Source organism: Brevibacterium renqingii, from assembly GCF_017808095.1.
GTDB lineage: Bacteria > Actinomycetota > Actinomycetes > Actinomycetales > Brevibacteriaceae > Brevibacterium > Brevibacterium renqingii.
The window spans coordinates 256098-274269 of the sequence record NZ_JADBHG010000001.1; the positions used below are offsets into that span (position 1 = coordinate 256098).

An 18172-nucleotide genomic window follows, 5' to 3' on the forward strand; every position below is an offset into this window, starting at 1 on the left:
AGTGGGCCGGACGCTCACTCGGTGATCAGGGGGACGAAGCGGTACAGGCCGTGGCGAGTGATCGTGACCTCATCGTCCCCGCGCCCGTCGCGTACGACCTTGAGCATCTGACCATTCACGGGGATGACCATGATGCCTCCGATCTCGAGCTGGTCGAGCAGCTGCGCGGGAACCTCCTCGGCACCGGCCGAGACGAGGATCCTGTCGAAGGGACCGGCCTCGGGCAGCCCGAGCTGCCCGGGGCGTGCGGTGAGGATCTCCGCATTCTCGCAGTCCAGATGGCTCAGAGCGGTCCGCGCCGTATCGACGAGCGCCTGATGGCGTTCGACTCCTGATACCTGCCCCTCGTCTCCGACCAGGACGCTGAGCAGGGCCGTCGTCCACCCGGACCCCGCACCGAGGTCGAGGACCCGATCGCCGAGGCGCACGTCGAGGAGTTCGAGCATATCGGCGACCGTGCTCGGTTGGGAGTTCGTCTGGCCGTGGCCGATCGCCAGCGGGACGTTGCACTCGGTCAGTGTCCGTTCGGTCGCAGGCAGGAACGGGGCCCGCGGCACCGAGTCGAACGCCTCGGCGACGGGGAGACGACTGCGTTCGGTTGTCATGGGCCCTCCTGGGAGCGTGTGGATGACTCAGTCGCAGTCTGCGGGCCCCAACGGCAGATTTCAAGACCCTCCGCACTCCGGCGAGCGCCCCTGCGAGCCCACCGAGTATCGTTGATGCGTGAATACTGCTGAACTCGAGCGCGCGAAGTCTCTCATCACCTCGATCCCCGACTATCCCGAACCGGGGGTGAACTTCCGCGACATCTCACCGCTGATCGCCGATGGTCCGGCACTGCGCACCGTCACAGAGGCGCTCATCGAACCGTTCGCCGGACAGTTCGACATCGTCGGCGGACTCGAGGCTCGCGGATTCCTCTTCGCCGGCACGATCGCCGCGCAGACCGGGGTCGGAATCCTGCCCATCCGCAAAGCGGGCAAGCTGCCCAAACCCGCTGCCGCCGTGTCCTATTCGCTCGAATACGGCACCGCCACGATCGAGGGGCCGAATGTGCTCCGGCCCGGCGAACGGGTCCTGCTCATCGACGACATCCTCGCCACGGGCGGAACGCTCACCGCGGCTCAGGCGCTCGTGGCCGACCTCGGGGCCGAGGTCGTCGGTTCCGCGGTCGTGCTCGAACTCGCAGCGCTCGGCGGACGAAGCCTCACAGGTGACGTCCACGCGGTCTTCACGGACTGAGCTCCACGGGCTGAGCTCCAGGGCCCGAGCCGAAGTCGAGGTTCCCGCTCCGGCGGCTGGGATCGCGCTGCGGACCGGGCCCGAGGGGCCGGGCGCGACGGGCCGGGCGCGACGGATCGAGCCAGGAGGATCAGCCGCAGGTGTCGTACTTCGCTCGCAGCCGGTCGCGGACGGCGATCGCGTCCTGTGTGAAGTGCTTGGCCGGTTCGCGCTCGTACTCGCTGTCATGGGCGTAGTCGCAGCCTCCGACGCTCACCGTCGCTCCCGTCGCCAGGTGGCTCGGGTTCGGCGTCGCCACCGACCACCTCAGAGTCCACGGCGATGAGGTTCCGCCAGCGATCGTGTCGATGACGATCATCAGCCGGGTCGTCACGTCCGTGGCGCTGTCCAGATCGGCGGAGACGCGATTGACCCGATCATCTCTGATCTCGATCGTGTCGACGTCCTCGGGCACGCCGGGACGAAGGGCCGCGAGGAGTCTGTTCTGCGCCTGCACGGAGTACGGGAAACTCACGTCCCACCTGGGCCCGTGATGGGGCGAGAAGCTGACGCGCGTCGGTTCGCTCCCGATCAGATCCGTGAAAGCAGTCAGCGCCTCATCGGCGGGTCCATTCGTCTCACCGATCGTCAGAATGCCCTCGCTTTCGTCGTCGTTGCGGACCTCCCAGGTGAAGGGCTCGGCGTGAAGGGTCGAGCTCAGCCTCTTCATTCCGGCCAGCCGCTGTCTGAGCGCATCGACGTCTGGCACCCCTCGGATATCGATCGTGAACCCGGTCAGCAGCAATCTCAGTTCGCGGTTGTAGTCGTCGAATTCGAGGCCGACTTCGCTGTTGAGGGTCGACGCGACACCGACGACCTCATCGTCGCTCGCCCCCGCCGCCATTCGGACCTGGTGACTGAGCACCAGACCGGCGTCGAATCCGTTCTGATAGAGATGGACGACCTCGTCGACTCCGGGCATCCCCCTGAGCGCGTCCGCGATCTCCTCTCCTCGGTCGCTGAGGTCGGGTCTCGGGACGCATCCGACCAGCCCGAGGAGGACGATCGCCAGCACGAACGCGATCGACACTGTCCCTCGGCTGCTTCTCCGTTCCATGCTCTCACCTTATGGTCACCGTCCCGGGCCGTGGCGGCCGCGGTCGTGACAGTCTCGGAACAGGTGGTGACGCCGACAGCGGAATTCCACCAGCGTCTGCTGACGTTATAGGCTCGTGACGGCGCGAAATCAGCGCCTGATCAGGCAGAAGCATCGCACCCGGATGCCCGAGCAGACCAGACAACCTGTGACGAAAGGCGGCACCATGACGGTTCCCACACTCACTCTCAACGACGGCAAGACCATTCCCCAGCTGGGCTTCGGCGTGTTCAAGGTCGATCCTGAGGAGACCGAACGCATCGTCACCGACGCCCTCGAGGTCGGCTACCGCCACATCGACACCGCCGCCGTCTACGGCAACGAAGAAGGCGTGGGCAAGGCGATCGCGAAATCCGGAATCGCCCGTGACGAGCTCTTCGTGACGACCAAGCTGTGGAACGATCGCCACGGTGCCGAGGAGTCCAAGCGTGCGCTCGGAGAGAGCCTCGAGAAGCTCGGCCTCGACCATGTCGACCTGTACCTCATCCACTGGCCGACCCCGGCCAACGACAACTCCGTCGAGACCTGGGAGGCTTTCCCCGGATACCGTGACCAGGGACTGACCACCTCGATCGGCGTGTCGAACTTCGATCACCGCTTCCTGCCGGAGATCCTCGACACCGGCATCATCCCCGCGGTCGACCAGATCGAATGCCACCCGCAGTTCCAGCAGGTCGACACCCGTCCCCTGCTGGCCGAGAACGACATCAGAATCGAGGCCTGGGGGCCGCTGGGCCAGGGCAATGTCGACTACGCGAGCACCGTCATCGGCGAGATCGCCGCCGCCCATGAGAAGTCCTGGGCCCAGGCCATCATCCGCTGGCACCTGCAGAAGGGCCACATCCTGTTCCCGAAGTCGAACAACCGCGACCGGATGGAGCAGAACTTCGATGTCTTCGACTTCGAGCTCAGCGACTCCGAGATGGCGTCCATCGACGCCCTCGAGAACGGCGGCCGCGTCTCGGCCGATCCCGCCGAGGTGAACTGATCCACCGCGGTCGGGCGAGTCGGCCGAACACACTCGTCCGAACGCTGACCGAGCCGCCGGAGAGTTTCGACTCTTCGGCGGCTTCGTCGTGGCTTCCGGCTCCGCGCTCAGCCGAGCACGCGGATCGGCTGTCCGTCCGCCCAGGCGGCGATGTCCTCGACCGCCTGAGTGAAGAAGATCCGGTAGGTGTCCTCGGTGACATATCCCAGGTGCGGAGTGAGCACCGTGCGCGGCGCCGAGCGCAGCGGGTGGTCGGCCGGCAGCGGTTCGAGGTCGTGGACGTCGAGGCCCGCGCCTCGGATCCGTCCCTCGTCCAGGGCCGCGAGGAGGGCGTCGGTGTCGACGAGCCCCGCCCGGGACGTGTTGACGAGGATGCCGCTTCGCTTCATGAGCTGAAGTTCCGCCGCCGAGACCAGGCCGCGGCTGCGATCGCTGAGCTTGTAGTGGATCGTGACCACATCGGAGGTCGAGAACAGCTCCTCCCTGCTCACTGCCCGCACTCCCAGACCCGAGGCCCGTTCGGCGTCGAGGTTCTGGCTCCAGGCCACGACTTCCATCCCGAACGCCGCCCCGATCCGGGCGACCTTCGTTCCCAGGCGTCCCAGGCCGATCACCCCGAGGCGGTGCCCGTCGAGGTCTCCCCCGACCGTCGTCTGCCATCCTCCGTTTCTGACAGAGGCATCCTCGACCGGGATGCTGCGCAGCACCGACAGAATGAGGCCCCAGGTCAGCTCCGGTGTTGCCGAGGTCGTCGAGTCGGTTGAACAGACCACGATGCCACGTTCACGCGCCGCCTCCACATCGATGGAGGCATTCACCCGCCCCGTGGTCACGAGCAGTCGCAGATCCGTCAGCAGGGCAAGACGGTCGGCTGTGAACGCGGTCCTCTCCCGCATCGCCACGACCACCTCGGCGCCGCTGAGCACCGTGACCAGGTCACTGTCATCCCGGATGGGGCGCGGAACGAATTCGACCTCGGCACCGAGGCTGCTCCAGTCCGCGAAATCGGCCGCCACCTGCTGATAGTCATCGAGCACGACGATGCGCATGCTGTCCCTCCTGAGTCCGTGGGACCTCCATCGTAGAGCGATAAGCTGGCCCGGTGAGCGCAGAGATCATCCTGAGACAACGCAGTGGCCCGATCATCACGATCGTCGTCTGGGTCTTCCTCGCCGCCCTCCTCGGCGATGCACTCGTCCGCGGCGCCTGGGACACCATCGGCCGTTTCGGCCCGTCTCTGCTGCTCATCGGCTGGATCGCTTTTCTCGTGCTCTGGCGACCGGCGCTCATCGTCGGGCGCGAGCAGGTCGCAGTGCGTGAGCTCCTTCGCACGACGACGGTGCCTTTCACCCGCATCGGCGATATCAGGCTGGGTTCGGTGGTGACGATCGAAGCCGCCTCGGCGAACGGGACCGTGCAGACGATCCGACCGTGGAACGCACCGGGGATGCCGCGGCGGAAGATCGATTCGGGGCTGACCGGCGGAACCCGGCCGGAGTCCATGGACAGCCACCCGTCCTTCGAGCTGCTCCGGAGGTGGGAGCGCACTCAGGCCGACGATCGGGCGAAGCGTTGCGTATCCGGCGACGGGGACGGCTCGCCGGAGGCCGTCGATGTCGAGACTCCCTGGAGTCTCGGCGTCATCGGAGTCACCGTGGTCCTCGCCCTGCTGGTGGCAGTCGGTCTGATCTGAGAACAGCGAAGACCCGGCCCCGCGGGAAACGGGATCCCACGGGGCCGGGTCTTCGCTGGTCTCAGGCGGTCAGAACATCATCCCTTGAAACCGATCTCCGTCCAGTCCGGCGTCTCGAGCTGACGCGGGCCGAGGTTGACGACATCGTCTCTGACGCCCCATACATACGGTGTCGGGTAGAACGGAATGAGAGGCTTGAGCTTGAGCACAGCGGCATCGCCTTCGTTCGCGAGCTTCTTCGCCTCGGGCGGGTCGAGGGTCTTGGTCGCGGCCTTGAACTTCTCTCCGATCTCATCGCTGGAGATCTTCGAATGGTTCTGCTCCGAGTCGGCCGGATAGAACAGGTTCGAGCCCGAGGAGATCGGGAACGCGGTCCCCTCCCAGGTGAAAGTGGCCATATCGAAGTTGCCGTTGAGCACGTGGTCGGCGAAATAGGCGGCCACGGGCACGGTCTCGATCTCGATCTTGAAGCCGATCTCGTTGAGATCCTTCATGATCTGCTCGGCCCGCTGCGCGTTCGAGGCTGTGTCAGCGGGCACGACGATGCTGAACTCGAGCTTCTCGCCGTCCTTCTCCCGCACTCCCCCGTCGCCTTCGGTCCACCCTGCGTCATCGAGGATCTTCTTCGCGGCCTCGGGGTCGAAGTCGAGGCCGCCGTCGGTGTTGTCCTGATAGCCCTCTTGGCCGGGCATGAAGGTGACGTTGTTGACCAGGGTCACCGGGGCTTCGACGGGTCCGATCGCCGCCTGGGCGATGGCTTCCCGGTTGATCGCATGGCCGATCGCATCACGAACCTCCTGCTCCTTGAGCGCGCCCTTCTCAGCATTCATCGTCACATGGGTCCACTGCATGCCCTGCGACTTGAAGATCTCACCGTCTTCGCGCTTGCCGGCGGTCTTGTAGGCGTCGCCGTCGGTGCCGATGTCGACGAGATCGATCTCCTTGTTCGCATAGGCCTGTGCCTGCTGCGCCTGCGAGACGACCTTGAAGATCACCTTGTCCAGCTTCGGCTCCTGGCCCCACCACTTGTCGTTCCTGACCATGGTGATGACACCGGACTTGTGGTCGACCTTCTTCGCCTTGAACGGTCCGTTCGACGGCAGGACCTTCTTCGTGTAGTCCTCGTTGAACGCGTCGACGTCCTCGGAGACCTCATTCGGCAGGAAGGCGCCGATGTAGTTCGGCCAGTCGATGTTCGGAGTCTTGAACGTGACCTTGACCTCGTGCTTGTCCTTGCCGGACTCGATCTTCTCGATGTCCTCGTAACCCTTGGTCGAGGCCACTTCGTATTTCTCGTTCGATCCGTTCTGAGTCTTCCAGAAGGCTCTGTAGTCCTCGACGTCGATCGGCGTGCCGTCCTCCCAGACGGCGTTCTTGTTGAGCTTGACGTCGATGACCAGCGGATCCTCACTGGCGATCTCGACGCTTTCGGCATAGTTCTTATCGACTTCCCAGGTGCCGTCGTCCTTGATCCTCACCGGTCCGCCGAGGGAGGTGCCGTAGATGTTGTTGTTGTCCACATGCGCGCCGTCAGCATGGTAGTAGTTGAGGCTCGCCGGGACCTCGGTCATCGGGTAGGTCAGCGAGCCGCCGTCCTTGACCTCGTCATAAGAGGCTTTCTGGTAGTCGGTGGTGGGCAGACCGGAGATCTCTTCATTCGCCTTGTCGCTGTCGACTCCACCGGAGTCCTTGTTCGCCTGCTGGCAGCCCGACAGAGCCAATCCCAGCGCTGCGGTCGCGGCGACGACCATTGTCGCCTTCTTCCTCATTCTCATGAGTTCCTCATTTCTGATGTGGTGTTCCTCGAGGTGGTTTGGAGGGGCCCTCAGCTCGTGGAGTCGAGTTCCGTGATCCGCTCTGCGTAGTGGCATGCGACGAGTTCGGCTTCCACCGGTCGGGGCCGGGGATCCTCAGTCAGGCACTGCTGCTGGTCGCCGTCGGGCAGGAGGGCGAACAGCGGACACCGGGTGCGGAAGTTGCATCCGGAGATCTCGTCCGTCGGGCTGGGCAGATCTCCCGAGAGCAGCACCCGCTCCCGGGTGCGTTCGATCCTCGGGTCCGGCACCGGGATCGCCGACATCAGTGCTCGCGTATACGGGTGGCGAGGACGCCGGTAGAGCTCATCGGATGCACCGTATTCGACGATTCGCCCGAGGTACATCACGGCCACGTGATCGGAGATCTGGCGGACGACGGCAAGGTCGTGCGCGACGAAGAGATAGGACAGCCCGAGGCTGTCGCGCAGGTCCTCGAGCAGGTTGATGACACCGGCTTGGACGGACACGTCCAGGGCGGAGACCGGCTCGTCGAGGACGAGCAGCTTCGGATTCGTCACGAGTGCTCTGGCGATGCCGATGCGTTGGCGCTGCCCACCGGAGAACTCGTGCGGATAGCGTTCGGCCATCGACGCGTCGAGGCCGACGAGTTCGAGCATCTGCGCGACCTTGTCGCTGCGCTCCTGCGCAGGCACCCTGTGCACGGTCAGAGGCTCGGCGATGACCTCGCCGACAGGCAGACGCGGGTCGATGGCGGCCATCGGGTCCTGGAACACGACCTGCACGTCCTTGCGCATCGCCAAGCGTTCGCGCTTGCTCAGATCGGCGACGTCGATGCCGTTGATGACGAGCCGACCCTTCTGCGGGGCGACCATTTCGAGCACTTCGCCGATCGTCGTCGACTTTCCGCAGCCGGACTCACCGACGAGGCCGAGCGTCTGTCCGGCCCTGATCTCCAAGTCGATTCCGTCGACGGCCCTGACGGTGCCGATCTGACGTTTGAACACTGCCCCCTTGAGCAGCGGGAAGTGCTTCTGCAGGCCTGTGATTTCGAGGATGTGCGGAGCTTCGTCGTCTCTCACACGCGTCGCCACCGGTTCCGGGCGCGGGTAGATGTCCTGGGCCGACAGATCCCCGCGGGCGATCTCATCAGCACGGTGGCAGGCGGCTTCGACTCCCTCGACACCGTGTTCGATGAGTTCGGGTTCGACCTCGCGGCAGACTTCGACAGCGATCGGGCAGCGCGGAGCGAAGGGGCACCCGGCGGGCAGATTCGACAGCGACGGCGGTTTGCCTTCGAGCGGAACGAGACGCTGGGTGCCTGCTGTCGCGAGGTTGGGAACCGAACGCAGGAGCCCGGTGGTGTAGGGCATCTGCGGATTGCTGAAGACCTGGTCCACTCCCCCTGTCTCGACGAGTCGGCCGGCGTACATGACCGCGATCCGATCCGCATTGCCCGCGACCACTCCGAGATCGTGGGTGATGAGGACGATGGCAGCGCCGGTGATCTCGCGCGCCTTCTGCAGCACCTCGAGGATCTGGGCCTGAATCGTCACGTCCAGAGCCGTGGTCGGCTCGTCCGCGATGATGAGGTCCGGATCGTTGGCTATGGCGATGGCGATCATCGCTCGCTGACGCATTCCTCCGGAGAATTCGTGCGGGTAGGAGTTCACGCGTCTTTCCGGCGCGGGGATCCCGACGATCTTGAGCAGCTCGATCGCCCGGTCGTTCGCCGCTTCCTTCGACATGCCCGGGTCGTGGATGAGCAGACCTTCGGAGATCTGCTCCCCGATCGTGTAGACCGGGGTCAGCGCCGACAGCGGATCCTGGAAGACCATGGCGATCTCACGCCCGCGCAGCTTCGACATCTGGTGGTCGGTCATGTCCAACAGCGACCGACCACGATAGCGGATCGAGCCCTCGACTCTCGCCGTCGAGGGAAGAAGTCCCATCACGGCCATCGAGGACACCGATTTGCCGGAACCCGATTCGCCGACGATGCCGAGGAACTCTCCGGGTCTGACCTCGTAGTTCACGCCGCGCACCGCTTGGACGTCTCCCTGCGGGTTGGGGAACGTCACGCTCAGATCTGCGACTTGAAGGATGGGGGCCTCGGCGCTGAGGGGCTGCAGATCGATGTCGAGGGTTTCAGTCACGGTTGACTCCTGAGGTCGGATCGATCGCATCGCGGAGTGCATCGGCCATGAGGCTGATGGCGAAGAGCATGAGCACGAGGACTCCCGCGGGGAAGACGAACAGCCAGGGGCGGGTGGCCGCCGCCCCTGATCCGTCAGCCAAGAGGGTTCCGATCGAGACGTCGGGCTTCTGGATGCCCAGGTTGAAGTAGCTCAGCGAGGTCTCGGCGATGATCGCGGAGACGACGCCGAGGGTCGCGTCGACGATGAGGATAGAAGCGACGTTGGGGATGATGTGGCGGCTGAGGATCCGCGGGGTCGAAACGCCCATGTAGCGAGCGGCCCTGACGAAGTCACGATCCTTGATCGCCTTGGTCTGATTGCGGACGACCTGCGCCATGATCATCCAGCCGAAGAGCACGAGGAAGACGACGATGGCCATCCACGACAGCTGTCTCAGCAGGGGCGCCATCAGCACGAGGATGAAGAACGACGGCAGGACGAGCAGAAGGTTGATGAACCAGACGATGATGACTTCGACGCGACCGCCGAAGTACCCGGCCGTCGATCCGATGATCGCAGCGAGGATGCTCGCGCAGGGACCGGCGATGATGCCGATGAGCAGGGACTTCTGCAGGCCGACGACGGTCTGGGCGTAGATGTCCTGACCGATGGTGTTCGTACCGAACCAATGTTGCGAACTAGGCGGCTCATTGAGGGCGAAGACGTCCTGGTCGGTCGGCGAATAGATGTTGATCGTGTTTCCGAAGAACGCGAAGAGGACGAAGAAGAGGAGAAGGACACCGCCGACCCAGAAGCGCGGCGTCGACCGCAGCCGCCGCCAGATGAGCATCGCTCGGGAGGTCGGCTTCGACCGTTTCGACACCGTCTCGGTGTCGGGTTCGGTGGAGATCGGAATATCGGTTGCCATGTCAGATCCTCACTCTCGGGTCGAGTGCGGCGTAGAGGACCTCGGACAGAGTCGAGGCCAGCAGCGTGAGCACCGCCACGAAGAGGACGGAGCCTGCGGCCGCATTGATGTCGGACTGCAGGATCGAGTTGATGGTGAATTGGCCCATGCCATTCCACGAGAAGACGACTTCGAGCATCGCCGAACCGGCCACCAGGGTGCCGAAGGCGTAGGCGAAGTACGTCGACATGGGGATGAGTGCGACGCGCACGCCGTGCTTGACCAGGGCGGTCTTGCGAGTCCGACCTTTCGAGCGTGCGGTCCGGATGAAGTCGGAGGCGAGTACGTCGAGCATCACCGACCGCTGGTAGCGCGAGTAGGTCGCGGCTCCCATGAGCACGAGCGCCAGAGTCGGCAGCAGCATGTGCGATACCTGGTCGGCCAGCCACGGAAGGAATCCGGGGTCGATATTCGCCGTGTAGTCACCAGTGAATCGGATGAGGGTGGTCCCGAGCAGACGGTTGAAGCCGGTGGCGATGATCATGAGGATCACTCCGATGACGAACGTCGGAGTCGCGATGACGAGATAGGACGCATAGGTCACTGTCTGGTCGGACGCCTTGTACTGCTTGACCGCGCCCCAGACGCCGAGGACCACGCCGAGGACCGCACCGATGATCGACCCGATGAGCAGCAGTTTGAGACTGACCCCGGCGCGGACGAGGATCTCCTGGACCACCGGAGAGTTGTGGACGGTTGTGCCGAAGTCACCGTGGAGGAAGATGTTCGTCAGCCAGGCCCAGGTCCTCTCCAGGACGGGGACATCGGGGTTCGTGCCGTGCCCATTGAGGATGGCCCGGATCGATGCTTCGGACAGCGGCGGATTCTGTCCGCGATACCGGGCGGCCGGATCCATGAAAGAGCTGGAGGCGATATAGGCGGTGACCGTCGCGATGAACGCGAGAATGAAGTAATTGATGAACCGCCGGAGTACGTATTTCCCCATGGCGTCGACTACGACGCCATGATCAGCCGAGTCTCATTCGGGGAGGCGGAATGGTGCATCGGGCCGGGGAGCTGAGCGTAGATCTCTTCGCGGATCGGGAAGGAGGTGTGCATCATCGACGATCAAGATTCCTTTGGGATATGCAATGCTCTGATCAGCCCAGATGTGTGAATCATCAATGATCCCTCACAGTCGACTGAACGTGTTTTCACTGTATCCGCCTGTGACCCGTCGCACAAACCTGCCTTGCAGTATTCGTGCCGCACAGCCCCGTCATTCCGCGTAAATCCGTGCGACACGCCGCGATTACGATTCGGTAACGCGAGGTGCATCCGAGGCCGGAGTGAGGCGAATCGGCGCACAGAGCGCCGACGAATCCTCGAACAGAGCGTCGGTGAAATCGCACACAGATCGCCGAGGCGGTGCCGACAGGATGTCAGCACCGCCTCGGCGATTTCATGCTCGGGTCACGTTCCGCTGCCGCGGTGTCACCCGATGGTGGAAGTTCCTGCGATCAGAAGCAGACCGCGCCCTTCGAGGCCGACTGCACGAGCTTCGCGTACTTGCCGAGCACCCCGGTCAGGCGATGGTTGTCCGGGATCGTCCAGGTCTTCCGGCGCTCGGCCAGCACCTCCTCGTCCACGTGGAGTTCGATGGACCGGGCCGCGATGTCGACGGTGATCCTGTCTCCGTCCTCGACCAGGGCGATCGGGCCGCCGTCGACGGCCTCTGGGGCGATGTGGCCGATGCACAGACCGGTCGATCCGCCGGAGAAGCGGCCGTCGGTGAGCAGCAGGACGTCCTTGCCGATGCCCGCGCCCTTGATGGCGCCGGTGATCGCGAGCATCTCGCGCATCCCCGGCCCGCCCTTGGGCCCCTCGTAGCGGATGACCACGACGTCGCCCTTCTTCAGTTCGCCGTTCAGCACGGCGTCCATGGCCGGCTTCTCCTGGTCGAACACACGAGCAGTTCCCTCGAAGACATCGGCGTCGAAGCCCGCGGACTTCACCACGGCGCCTTCAGGTGCCAGCGAGCCCTGCAGCACGGTGAGACCGCCGGTGGCGTGGATCGGGTTGTTCAGCGCGCGGAGGATCTTGCCGTCGGGGTCCGGCGGGTTGATCGACTCGAGATTCTCGGCCACGGTCTTGCCGGTCACGGTCAGGCAGTCGCCGTTGAGCAGTCCGGCATCGAGCAGAGCCTTCATGACCACGGGCACGCCGCCGATCTTGAAGACATCGTTCATCACGTACTGGCCGAAGGGCTTGACGTTGCCCAGGTGCGGAACCCTGTCGCCGATCCGGTTGAAGTCGTCGAGCTCGAGGGTGACCCCCGCCTCGTGGGCGATCGCCAGCAGGTGGAGCACGGCGTTCGTCGAACCGCCGAAGGCCATGACCACGGCGATCGCGTTGTGCAGCGATTCGCGGGTGATGATGTCCTTGGCGGTGATTCCGCGGCGGAGCAGGTTGACGACCGCTTCGCCGGACTTGCGTGCGAACATCGTGCGGTTGCGGTGGATGGCCGGCGGGGCGGCCGAACCGGGCAGCGACATCCCCATGGCCTCGGCGGCCGAGGCCATGGTGTTCGCCGTGTACATGCCGCCGCACGCTCCCTCGCCGGGACAGACCGCACGTTCGATGGCATCGACGTCGCCCTGGGTGATGGTGCCCGCGCGGCAGGCGCCGACGGCCTCGAAGGCGTCGATGAGAGTGACTTCCTTCTCCGTGCCGTCCGAGAGCTTCGCGGTGCCCGGCATGATCGAGCCGTTGTAGAGGAAGACGCTGGAGAGACCGAGGCGGGCCGAGGCCATGAGCATGCCGGGGATCGACTTGTCGCAGCCGGCCATGAGGACCGAGCCGTCGAGGCGCTCGGCGCTCATCACGGTCTCCACGGAGTCGGTGATGACCTCACGGGAGACCAGCGAGTAGTGCATGCCCTCGTGGCCCATGGAGATGCCGTCCGAGACCGAGATGGTTCCGAACTCCAGTGGGAAGCCGCCGGCCTCGTGGACGCCTTCCTTGGCGGCCGCGCCGAGACGCTGCAGGGACATATTGCAGGGAGTGATCTCGTTCCACGAGGTCGCGATCGCAACCTGCGGCTTCACCCAGTCGTCATCGCCCATGCCGACGGCGCGAAGCATGCCGCGCGCGGCGGTGGCTTCGAGGCCGTCGGTGACATCGCGAGACCGAGGTTTGATGTCCGGAGTGGTGGTGTCTGTATCGATGCTCATGCAGGCATGCTACGCCGGATTTCAGCATCCGCACGCCCGACTCTCGCATGGTGGAACCTCATCTGGGCAACCGACGGCGTTCCGCGCCGACGACAGACCAGGACGCTCGCATTCGGTGAGGAATGTGTGCCCTTGAGTTCGGTCCGCACCGCTGCGATCGTTTCGTACTGCTGCGGTCGGTTCAGGCCCTGACGAGGTTGATCGGCTGCTCGCCGTCGTTGATCCGACGGACCTGATCGGCGAGGATCTTCACCACCCGCGGTTCGAACGCCGAGGTGTCCCCTCCCACATGCGGAGTGATGAGCGTGTTCGGGGTCCCCCACAGCGGGTGATTGCGCGGCAGCGGCTCGGGATCGGTGACGTCGAGGGCGGCATGGAGGCGGCCGGTCGACAGCTCGGCCACGAGCGCCTCGGTGTCGACGACCTTGCCGCGAGCGACATTGACGATGAGCGCATTGTCGGGAAGGAGTCCGAGGAATTCGGCATCGACGAGGTGGTGCGTGCCCTCGGTGAGCGGCGTGATGAGGACGACGACCTCGGTGTGGGGCAGCAGCTGCGGGAGTTCGTCGACGCCGTGGACGTGCCCCCGGTCGTCGTCGCGGGCGGACGAGGCCACGCGCGTGAGGTCGACTTCGAAGGGGGCGAAGCGATCGGCGATGGCGGCGCCGATCTCTCCGACGCCGATGACCATCACGCGCCGGTCCTGCAGGGACCGGTAACGCTCGTGAGCCCAGCTCCGCGAGACCTGCGATCGGACGGCATCGTCGATGCCGCGCAGGCTCGCCAGGGTCAGCGCCAGCGCGAGCTCGGCGGTCCCGCCGGTGTGCACGCCCGAGGCGGTGGCCACCTCGATGCCGCGTTCGGGCAGGTGGGCCACGGGATCGTAGCCGGTTGTCTGGGTGATGACGAGCCGGAGGTTCGGCAGCTCGTCGAGCATCTCGATGGTCGGTCCCGAGCCGAGGTAGGGCAGGACGACGACGTCGACATCGTCGCGGCTGAGCTTCGCGGATCGTTCGGCATCGGAGAAGACGACGAGGTCGACGTTCGCCCGCTGATGAGCGGGTATCTGGGCGATCACCCGGTCGCGGAGTTCGGAATTCGGGAAGGCGATGGTGGTGAGGGACATGCCCTCATTGTGGCACTATTCGGGCAGCGCGCGGGAGATCCGACCGAACACGCTGCGGATGACCTCGAGTTCCTCGTCGCTGACATGGTCGAGGAACACCTCGTCGACATAACCGCGGTGCCTCTGTCCGGCGGCGAGGAAGGCCCGTGCGCCGGCTTCGGTGAGCGCCACATTGTGGGCCCGCCTGTCGTCGGCGCACTCGGTCTTCAGCACCAGTCCCGCGTCCTGGAGCACCTTGATCCGGTAGTTCAGCCGGGATGGCGAGAACACGAGCTTCCTCGCCAGGGCACTCATCGTCAGTGTCCGCTCGGGCGCTTCCCAGAGCAGGAGCAGGGTGTTGTAGTCGCTGACGGTCAGGCCCGCGTCCTCCTTCAGCTGCGCCTCGAGGGCCTGCCGGATCCGCTGCGAGGTCTCGAAGTACACTCGCCACGAGCTCTGCGCGAGCAGATCCCGGCCCAGTCCGAACTTGATCTCGGTCATCGTCAGCCCTCGAGCAGCTGGGCGAACGGCGTGATGCGATCCGGATCGAACTCGTCGTCGACGCCGCGGACGGCGCCGGAGGATGCGCCTCCGGCACGACGCGAGACCGGCTCGGAGTGCGAGCCATCGGCAACCTCGGCGAGATCATCTCGCGAAGCGCCGATGATCGTCGAGGTCAGCGAGACGAGCTCCTCGGCGGCCTGGCGGACGCGGGCGCTCAGCGCACGCCCGCCCTCCATCGAGCCCCAGTCGTCGGTCGCGGCGAAGACCGTGGTCGGCACGACGATCCCCTTGAGGTAGGACAGCATCGGCCGCAGCGCGGCCTCCCCGGCCAGGGAGTGACGCGGGGTGCCTCCGGTGGAGGCGATGAGCACGGGCTTGTTCGCCAGTGCCTTCTCGTCGATGAGCTGCCAGAACAGGGTGTGCAGCCCCACCGGAGCGACCTTGTACACGGGCGAGACGGTGACGACGGCGTCCGCCTCGGCGACGGTCGCGAACACCGTCTCGAGCTGCTCGGAGCGGAACCCGGTCAGGGTCATGTCCGTCAGCGCCGAGGCGAGGTTGCGGATGTTGATGTTCTCCGTGGCGACCTCGATGCCCACCGACTCCCCCACCGAGGTGAGCCCGGCGAGAATCCTGTCCGTGAGTTTGAGTGTGGTCGAGTCCTCGCTCAGAGAGGTCGTCACGGCCACGACCTTCATGGTCTGTCCGGTCATGCCTGATCAGCTCCTGACTTCTCGGCGGCACGGGCCTGCTCGCGGTCGGTGAAGGCACGTGATCCCGGGCCTCCTCCGGGGATCGGGTCGCGGCCCTCGCGATGGCGGAGGACCAGCGATTCGTGGGTCGGCGCCTCGGGGACGTCGGCGGGACGGTTCTTCGCGAACTCCTCGCGCAGGACCGGGATGACCTCCTCTCCGAGCAGGTCGAGCTGCTCGAGCACGGTCTTGTGCGGGATTCCGGCGTGGTCGATGAGGAACAGCTGGCGCTGATAGTCCCCGGCCCAGTCGCGGAAGCTCAGGGTGCGCTCGATGACCTGCTGCGGCGAGCCGACGGTCAGCGGGGTCTGCGTCGAGAAGTCCTCGAGGCTCGGACCGTGGCCGTAGACCGGCGCGTTGTCGAAGTAGGGACGGAACTCACGCACCGCGTCCTGCGAGTTCTTGCGCATGAAGATGTGTCCTCCGAGGCCGACGATCGCCTGGCTGGCGGTGCCGTGGCCGTAGTACTCGTAGCGCTGGCGGTAGAGCTGGACCATCCTTGCGGTGTGCGAGGTCGGCCAGAAGATGTTGTTGTGGAAGAACCCGTCGCCGTAGTAGGCGGCCTGCTCGGCGATCTCGGGGCTGCGGATCGATCCGTGCCAGACGAAGGGCGGAACGTCGTCGAGCGGCCACGGGGTGACCGTGAACCCATTGAGCGGGGTCCGGAACTTGCCCTCCCAGTCGAGGTTCTTCTCCCGCCACAGGCGATAGAGAAGATTGTAGTTCTCCACCGCCAGCGGGATGCCCGAACGGATGTCCTTGCCGAACCACGGGTAGACGGGACCGGTGTTGCCGCGTCCCATCATGAGGCTGAGCCGACCGTCGGACAGGTGCTGGGCGTATGAGTAGTCCTCGGCGATGCGCACCGGGTCGGTGGTGGTGATCAGCGTCGTCGAAGTCGTCAGGTGCAGCTTCTCGGTCTGGGCCGCGATGTTCGACAGCAGGACGGCGGGATTGGCCGGAGCGACGAACGGCGGGTTGTGGTGCTGACCGGTGGAGAAGACGTCGAGTCCGACCTCTTCGGCCTTCTTCGCGATCTCGACCGTGTTCTTGATGCGCTGGTTCTCTGTGACGGTGGTGCCGTCGGTGGGGTCGCTGGTGACATCACCGATGGTGAAGATTCCGAATTCCATGGCTGCTCCTTCTGTTCGCTGCAGGTGAGGCGACGGCTGCGGCCTGGTGGCCCGGCTGGACCCCGCCTCCAACTAACTTCAATTTTGAAGTAACTAGTTGAAAGCTTAACAGACTGCCCATGGAAAGTATTCCTGCGTGCGGTGACTCGTCTCCTGCGGGCGGATCCGCCGCGATCCAGCACGGGATTTCGAAGTGGATCCGCCCGCAGGAGACGAGGCACTTCGGTTTGGCACTCAACCAGCCGCAGCCCAGGCGCCTCCGTACAGACGATGCCCAGGCGCCTCCACCAGCCGATGCGCGGTCGCCTCCGCACAGCGCGGCCGCACGTTCGCAGTGCCGTCGAGAAGACCACTCGTACGTATTCGCCTGTGGGCAGATCCTCATCAAAAGAACCTGCCGCCCGGATTCTCGGAGATCGACTCGCGTGCACGATCCTGTGGGCAACAGCGCGCTGTGCACAGCCTCGTCCCCCTCCTCGGCTTCCGCTCCCAGGAAGAGGAGCCTTGAGAGTATGTGGAAAACGATGAATCAGACCGTCGATTTCAGACCCGTACCGCTGCCCTTCACGGCCTCCGAAGCCAGGCGACGGGGCATCACTGCTTACGCACTGGCGGACCGTCACCGCTTCAGCCAGATCTTCCGCGGCATCTGGGTCGACACCGAGTCATTGACCGACGTGCCGGCGCCTCGCTGGGCGGATCACCGATGGCTCGAGACCTGGGTGCGCATGACAGGCATCCGTATGCTCTATCCCAGCCTGGCCGCGGACCACCTGACAGCGGCGCGTCTGTACGGCCTTCCGCTGCCGAGCCATATCTCAGACAAGAGCATCCATGTGGCCACGGCCTCGCGCAATCTTCGCATCAGCCGGCCCGGCCTCGTCGTCCGCAGACCGGCGACGCTCCGAACCGAGTGGGTCGAGCTCCTGGGGCTGCCGCTGGCCACCATTCCGCGCGTCATCGCCACCCTGGCACCGCTGCTCAGCCTCAATGAGCTCGTGACAGTCGGCGATGCCGCAATCGGCAGGCAGGCCAGCGGACCGTACATCACCCGCGAGCGGCTGCGAGAGGAGATCGCCGCGCTTCCCCGCGTTGCCCACCGCCGCAAAGTGCGGAAGGCGCTCACCCTCATGCGCGAGACGGTCGACTCGCCGCAGGAATCCTGGCTGCGCTTATGGCTGATCGGCTGCGGGTTCCAGGAACCGGTCGTCCATCCCGCCGTCTACAGTCCGATCGACGACTGCGTGCTCCACCCGGACCTCGGCTACCCCGAGCTGCGGATCGCGATCGAGTACGAAGGCGACCAGCACCGCACCTCCCCCGCCCAGTACGCGCAGGACATCCGCCGCAGAGAACTGTTCGAAGCGGAGGGCTGGGTGCTGCTGCGTGTGGCGAAGCGCAGCGACATGGCCTCGTTCGCAAAGCGCCTCAGGCACTGCATCGCGGAGCGATCCTCGTCACGCTGACCGGTCTCCTGAGGGTGGATCCACCGTGAATCCTCGTCCGCAATCGCGGTGGATCCACCCGCAGGAGACACCGCAGCGGCGTCTGACGAGATGTGACCCAG

16 protein-coding genes are annotated in these 18172 nt (G+C 65.2%); 4 read left to right on the forward strand and 12 right to left on the reverse strand.

Annotation, left to right across the window (positions count from 1 at the left end; translation table 11 throughout):
- Window positions 1-14 precede the first annotated feature (14 nt).
- Window positions 15-605 (reverse strand): protein-L-isoaspartate O-methyltransferase family protein, encoded by a 591-nt coding sequence (locus tag IIE29_RS01165; RefSeq protein WP_209323365.1) that lies wholly within the window; start codon window positions 603-605, stop codon window positions 15-17.
- A 118-nt stretch (window positions 606-723) separates the two neighbouring features.
- Here IIE29_RS01165 and IIE29_RS01170 point away from each other — a divergent pair, with 118 nt between their 5' ends.
- Window positions 724-1242: an adenine phosphoribosyltransferase gene (locus IIE29_RS01170; RefSeq protein WP_209323366.1), complete on the forward strand. Its 519-nt coding sequence runs from the start codon at window positions 724-726 to the stop codon at window positions 1240-1242.
- 130 nt (window positions 1243-1372) lie between these two features.
- Here the strand turns inward: IIE29_RS01170 and IIE29_RS01175 are convergent, their stop codons facing one another.
- Window positions 1373-2338: a hypothetical protein gene (locus tag IIE29_RS01175; protein ID WP_209323367.1), complete on the reverse strand. Its 966-nt coding sequence runs from the start codon at window positions 2336-2338 to the stop codon at window positions 1373-1375.
- Window positions 2339-2543: 205 nt separating this feature from the next.
- Here IIE29_RS01175 and IIE29_RS01180 point away from each other — a divergent pair, with 205 nt between their 5' ends.
- On the forward strand, window positions 2544-3365 hold the full coding sequence (locus IIE29_RS01180) for an aldo/keto reductase (protein WP_209323368.1): 822 nt from the start codon (window positions 2544-2546) through the stop codon (window positions 3363-3365).
- Between the two features lie 107 nt (window positions 3366-3472).
- On the opposite strand, the gene IIE29_RS01185 is transcribed toward IIE29_RS01180, so the two are convergent.
- Window positions 3473-4414 carry a D-2-hydroxyacid dehydrogenase family protein gene (locus IIE29_RS01185; RefSeq protein WP_209323369.1) on the reverse strand — a complete coding sequence of 314 codons (942 nt, stop codon included), beginning with the start codon at window positions 4412-4414 and terminating at the stop codon, window positions 3473-3475.
- A 53-nt stretch (window positions 4415-4467) separates the two neighbouring features.
- Between IIE29_RS01185 and IIE29_RS01190 the strand changes: the two genes are divergently transcribed.
- Window positions 4468-5058 carry a hypothetical protein gene (locus IIE29_RS01190; RefSeq protein WP_209323370.1) on the forward strand — a complete coding sequence of 197 codons (591 nt, stop codon included), beginning with the start codon at window positions 4468-4470 and terminating at the stop codon, window positions 5056-5058.
- 77 nt (window positions 5059-5135) lie between these two features.
- Here the strand turns inward: IIE29_RS01190 and IIE29_RS01195 are convergent, their stop codons facing one another.
- From IIE29_RS01195 to IIE29_RS01235, 9 genes are all read right to left on the reverse strand, one after another.
- Window positions 5136-6833 carry an ABC transporter family substrate-binding protein gene (locus IIE29_RS01195; RefSeq protein WP_209323371.1) on the reverse strand — a complete coding sequence of 566 codons (1698 nt, stop codon included), beginning with the start codon at window positions 6831-6833 and terminating at the stop codon, window positions 5136-5138.
- Between the two features lie 50 nt (window positions 6834-6883).
- Window positions 6884-8989, reverse strand: coding sequence for an ABC transporter ATP-binding protein (locus IIE29_RS01200; protein WP_343071751.1), 2106 nt, complete (start codon window positions 8987-8989; stop codon window positions 6884-6886).
- Window positions 8982-9899 carry an ABC transporter permease gene (locus IIE29_RS01205; RefSeq protein WP_209323373.1) on the reverse strand — a complete coding sequence of 306 codons (918 nt, stop codon included), beginning with the start codon at window positions 9897-9899 and terminating at the stop codon, window positions 8982-8984. Before IIE29_RS01205 ends, IIE29_RS01200 begins: the two co-directional genes overlap by 8 nt.
- Before the next feature lies 1 nt (window position 9900).
- Window positions 9901-10884 carry an ABC transporter permease gene (locus IIE29_RS01210; RefSeq protein ID WP_209323374.1) on the reverse strand — a complete coding sequence of 328 codons (984 nt, stop codon included), beginning with the start codon at window positions 10882-10884 and terminating at the stop codon, window positions 9901-9903.
- Window positions 10885-11398: 514 nt separating this feature from the next.
- A complete protein-coding gene (gene ilvD, locus IIE29_RS01215; RefSeq protein WP_209323375.1) occupies window positions 11399-13111 on the reverse strand; it encodes a dihydroxy-acid dehydratase in 1713 nt (570 codons plus the stop codon).
- Window positions 13112-13292: 181 nt separating this feature from the next.
- Complete coding sequence (locus tag IIE29_RS01220) at window positions 13293-14237, reverse strand: 2-hydroxyacid dehydrogenase (RefSeq protein ID WP_209323376.1); 945 nt, start codon at window positions 14235-14237, stop codon at window positions 13293-13295.
- A gap of 15 nt (window positions 14238-14252) precedes the next feature.
- On the reverse strand, window positions 14253-14717 hold the full coding sequence (locus IIE29_RS01225) for a MarR family winged helix-turn-helix transcriptional regulator (RefSeq protein WP_209323377.1): 465 nt from the start codon (window positions 14715-14717) through the stop codon (window positions 14253-14255).
- A 2-nt stretch (window positions 14718-14719) separates the two neighbouring features.
- Complete coding sequence (locus IIE29_RS01230; protein ID WP_246475633.1) at window positions 14720-15433, reverse strand: CE1759 family FMN reductase; 714 nt, start codon at window positions 15431-15433, stop codon at window positions 14720-14722.
- Window positions 15430-16605 carry an LLM class flavin-dependent oxidoreductase gene (locus tag IIE29_RS01235; protein ID WP_209323378.1) on the reverse strand — a complete coding sequence of 392 codons (1176 nt, stop codon included), beginning with the start codon at window positions 16603-16605 and terminating at the stop codon, window positions 15430-15432. Before IIE29_RS01235 ends, IIE29_RS01230 begins: the two co-directional genes overlap by 4 nt.
- 524 nt (window positions 16606-17129) lie before the next feature.
- Between IIE29_RS01235 and IIE29_RS01240 the strand changes: the two genes are divergently transcribed.
- A complete protein-coding gene (locus tag IIE29_RS01240) occupies window positions 17130-18071 on the forward strand; it encodes a hypothetical protein (RefSeq protein ID WP_209323379.1) in 942 nt (313 codons plus the stop codon).
- The last annotated feature ends 101 nt before the right edge of the window (window positions 18072-18172 follow it).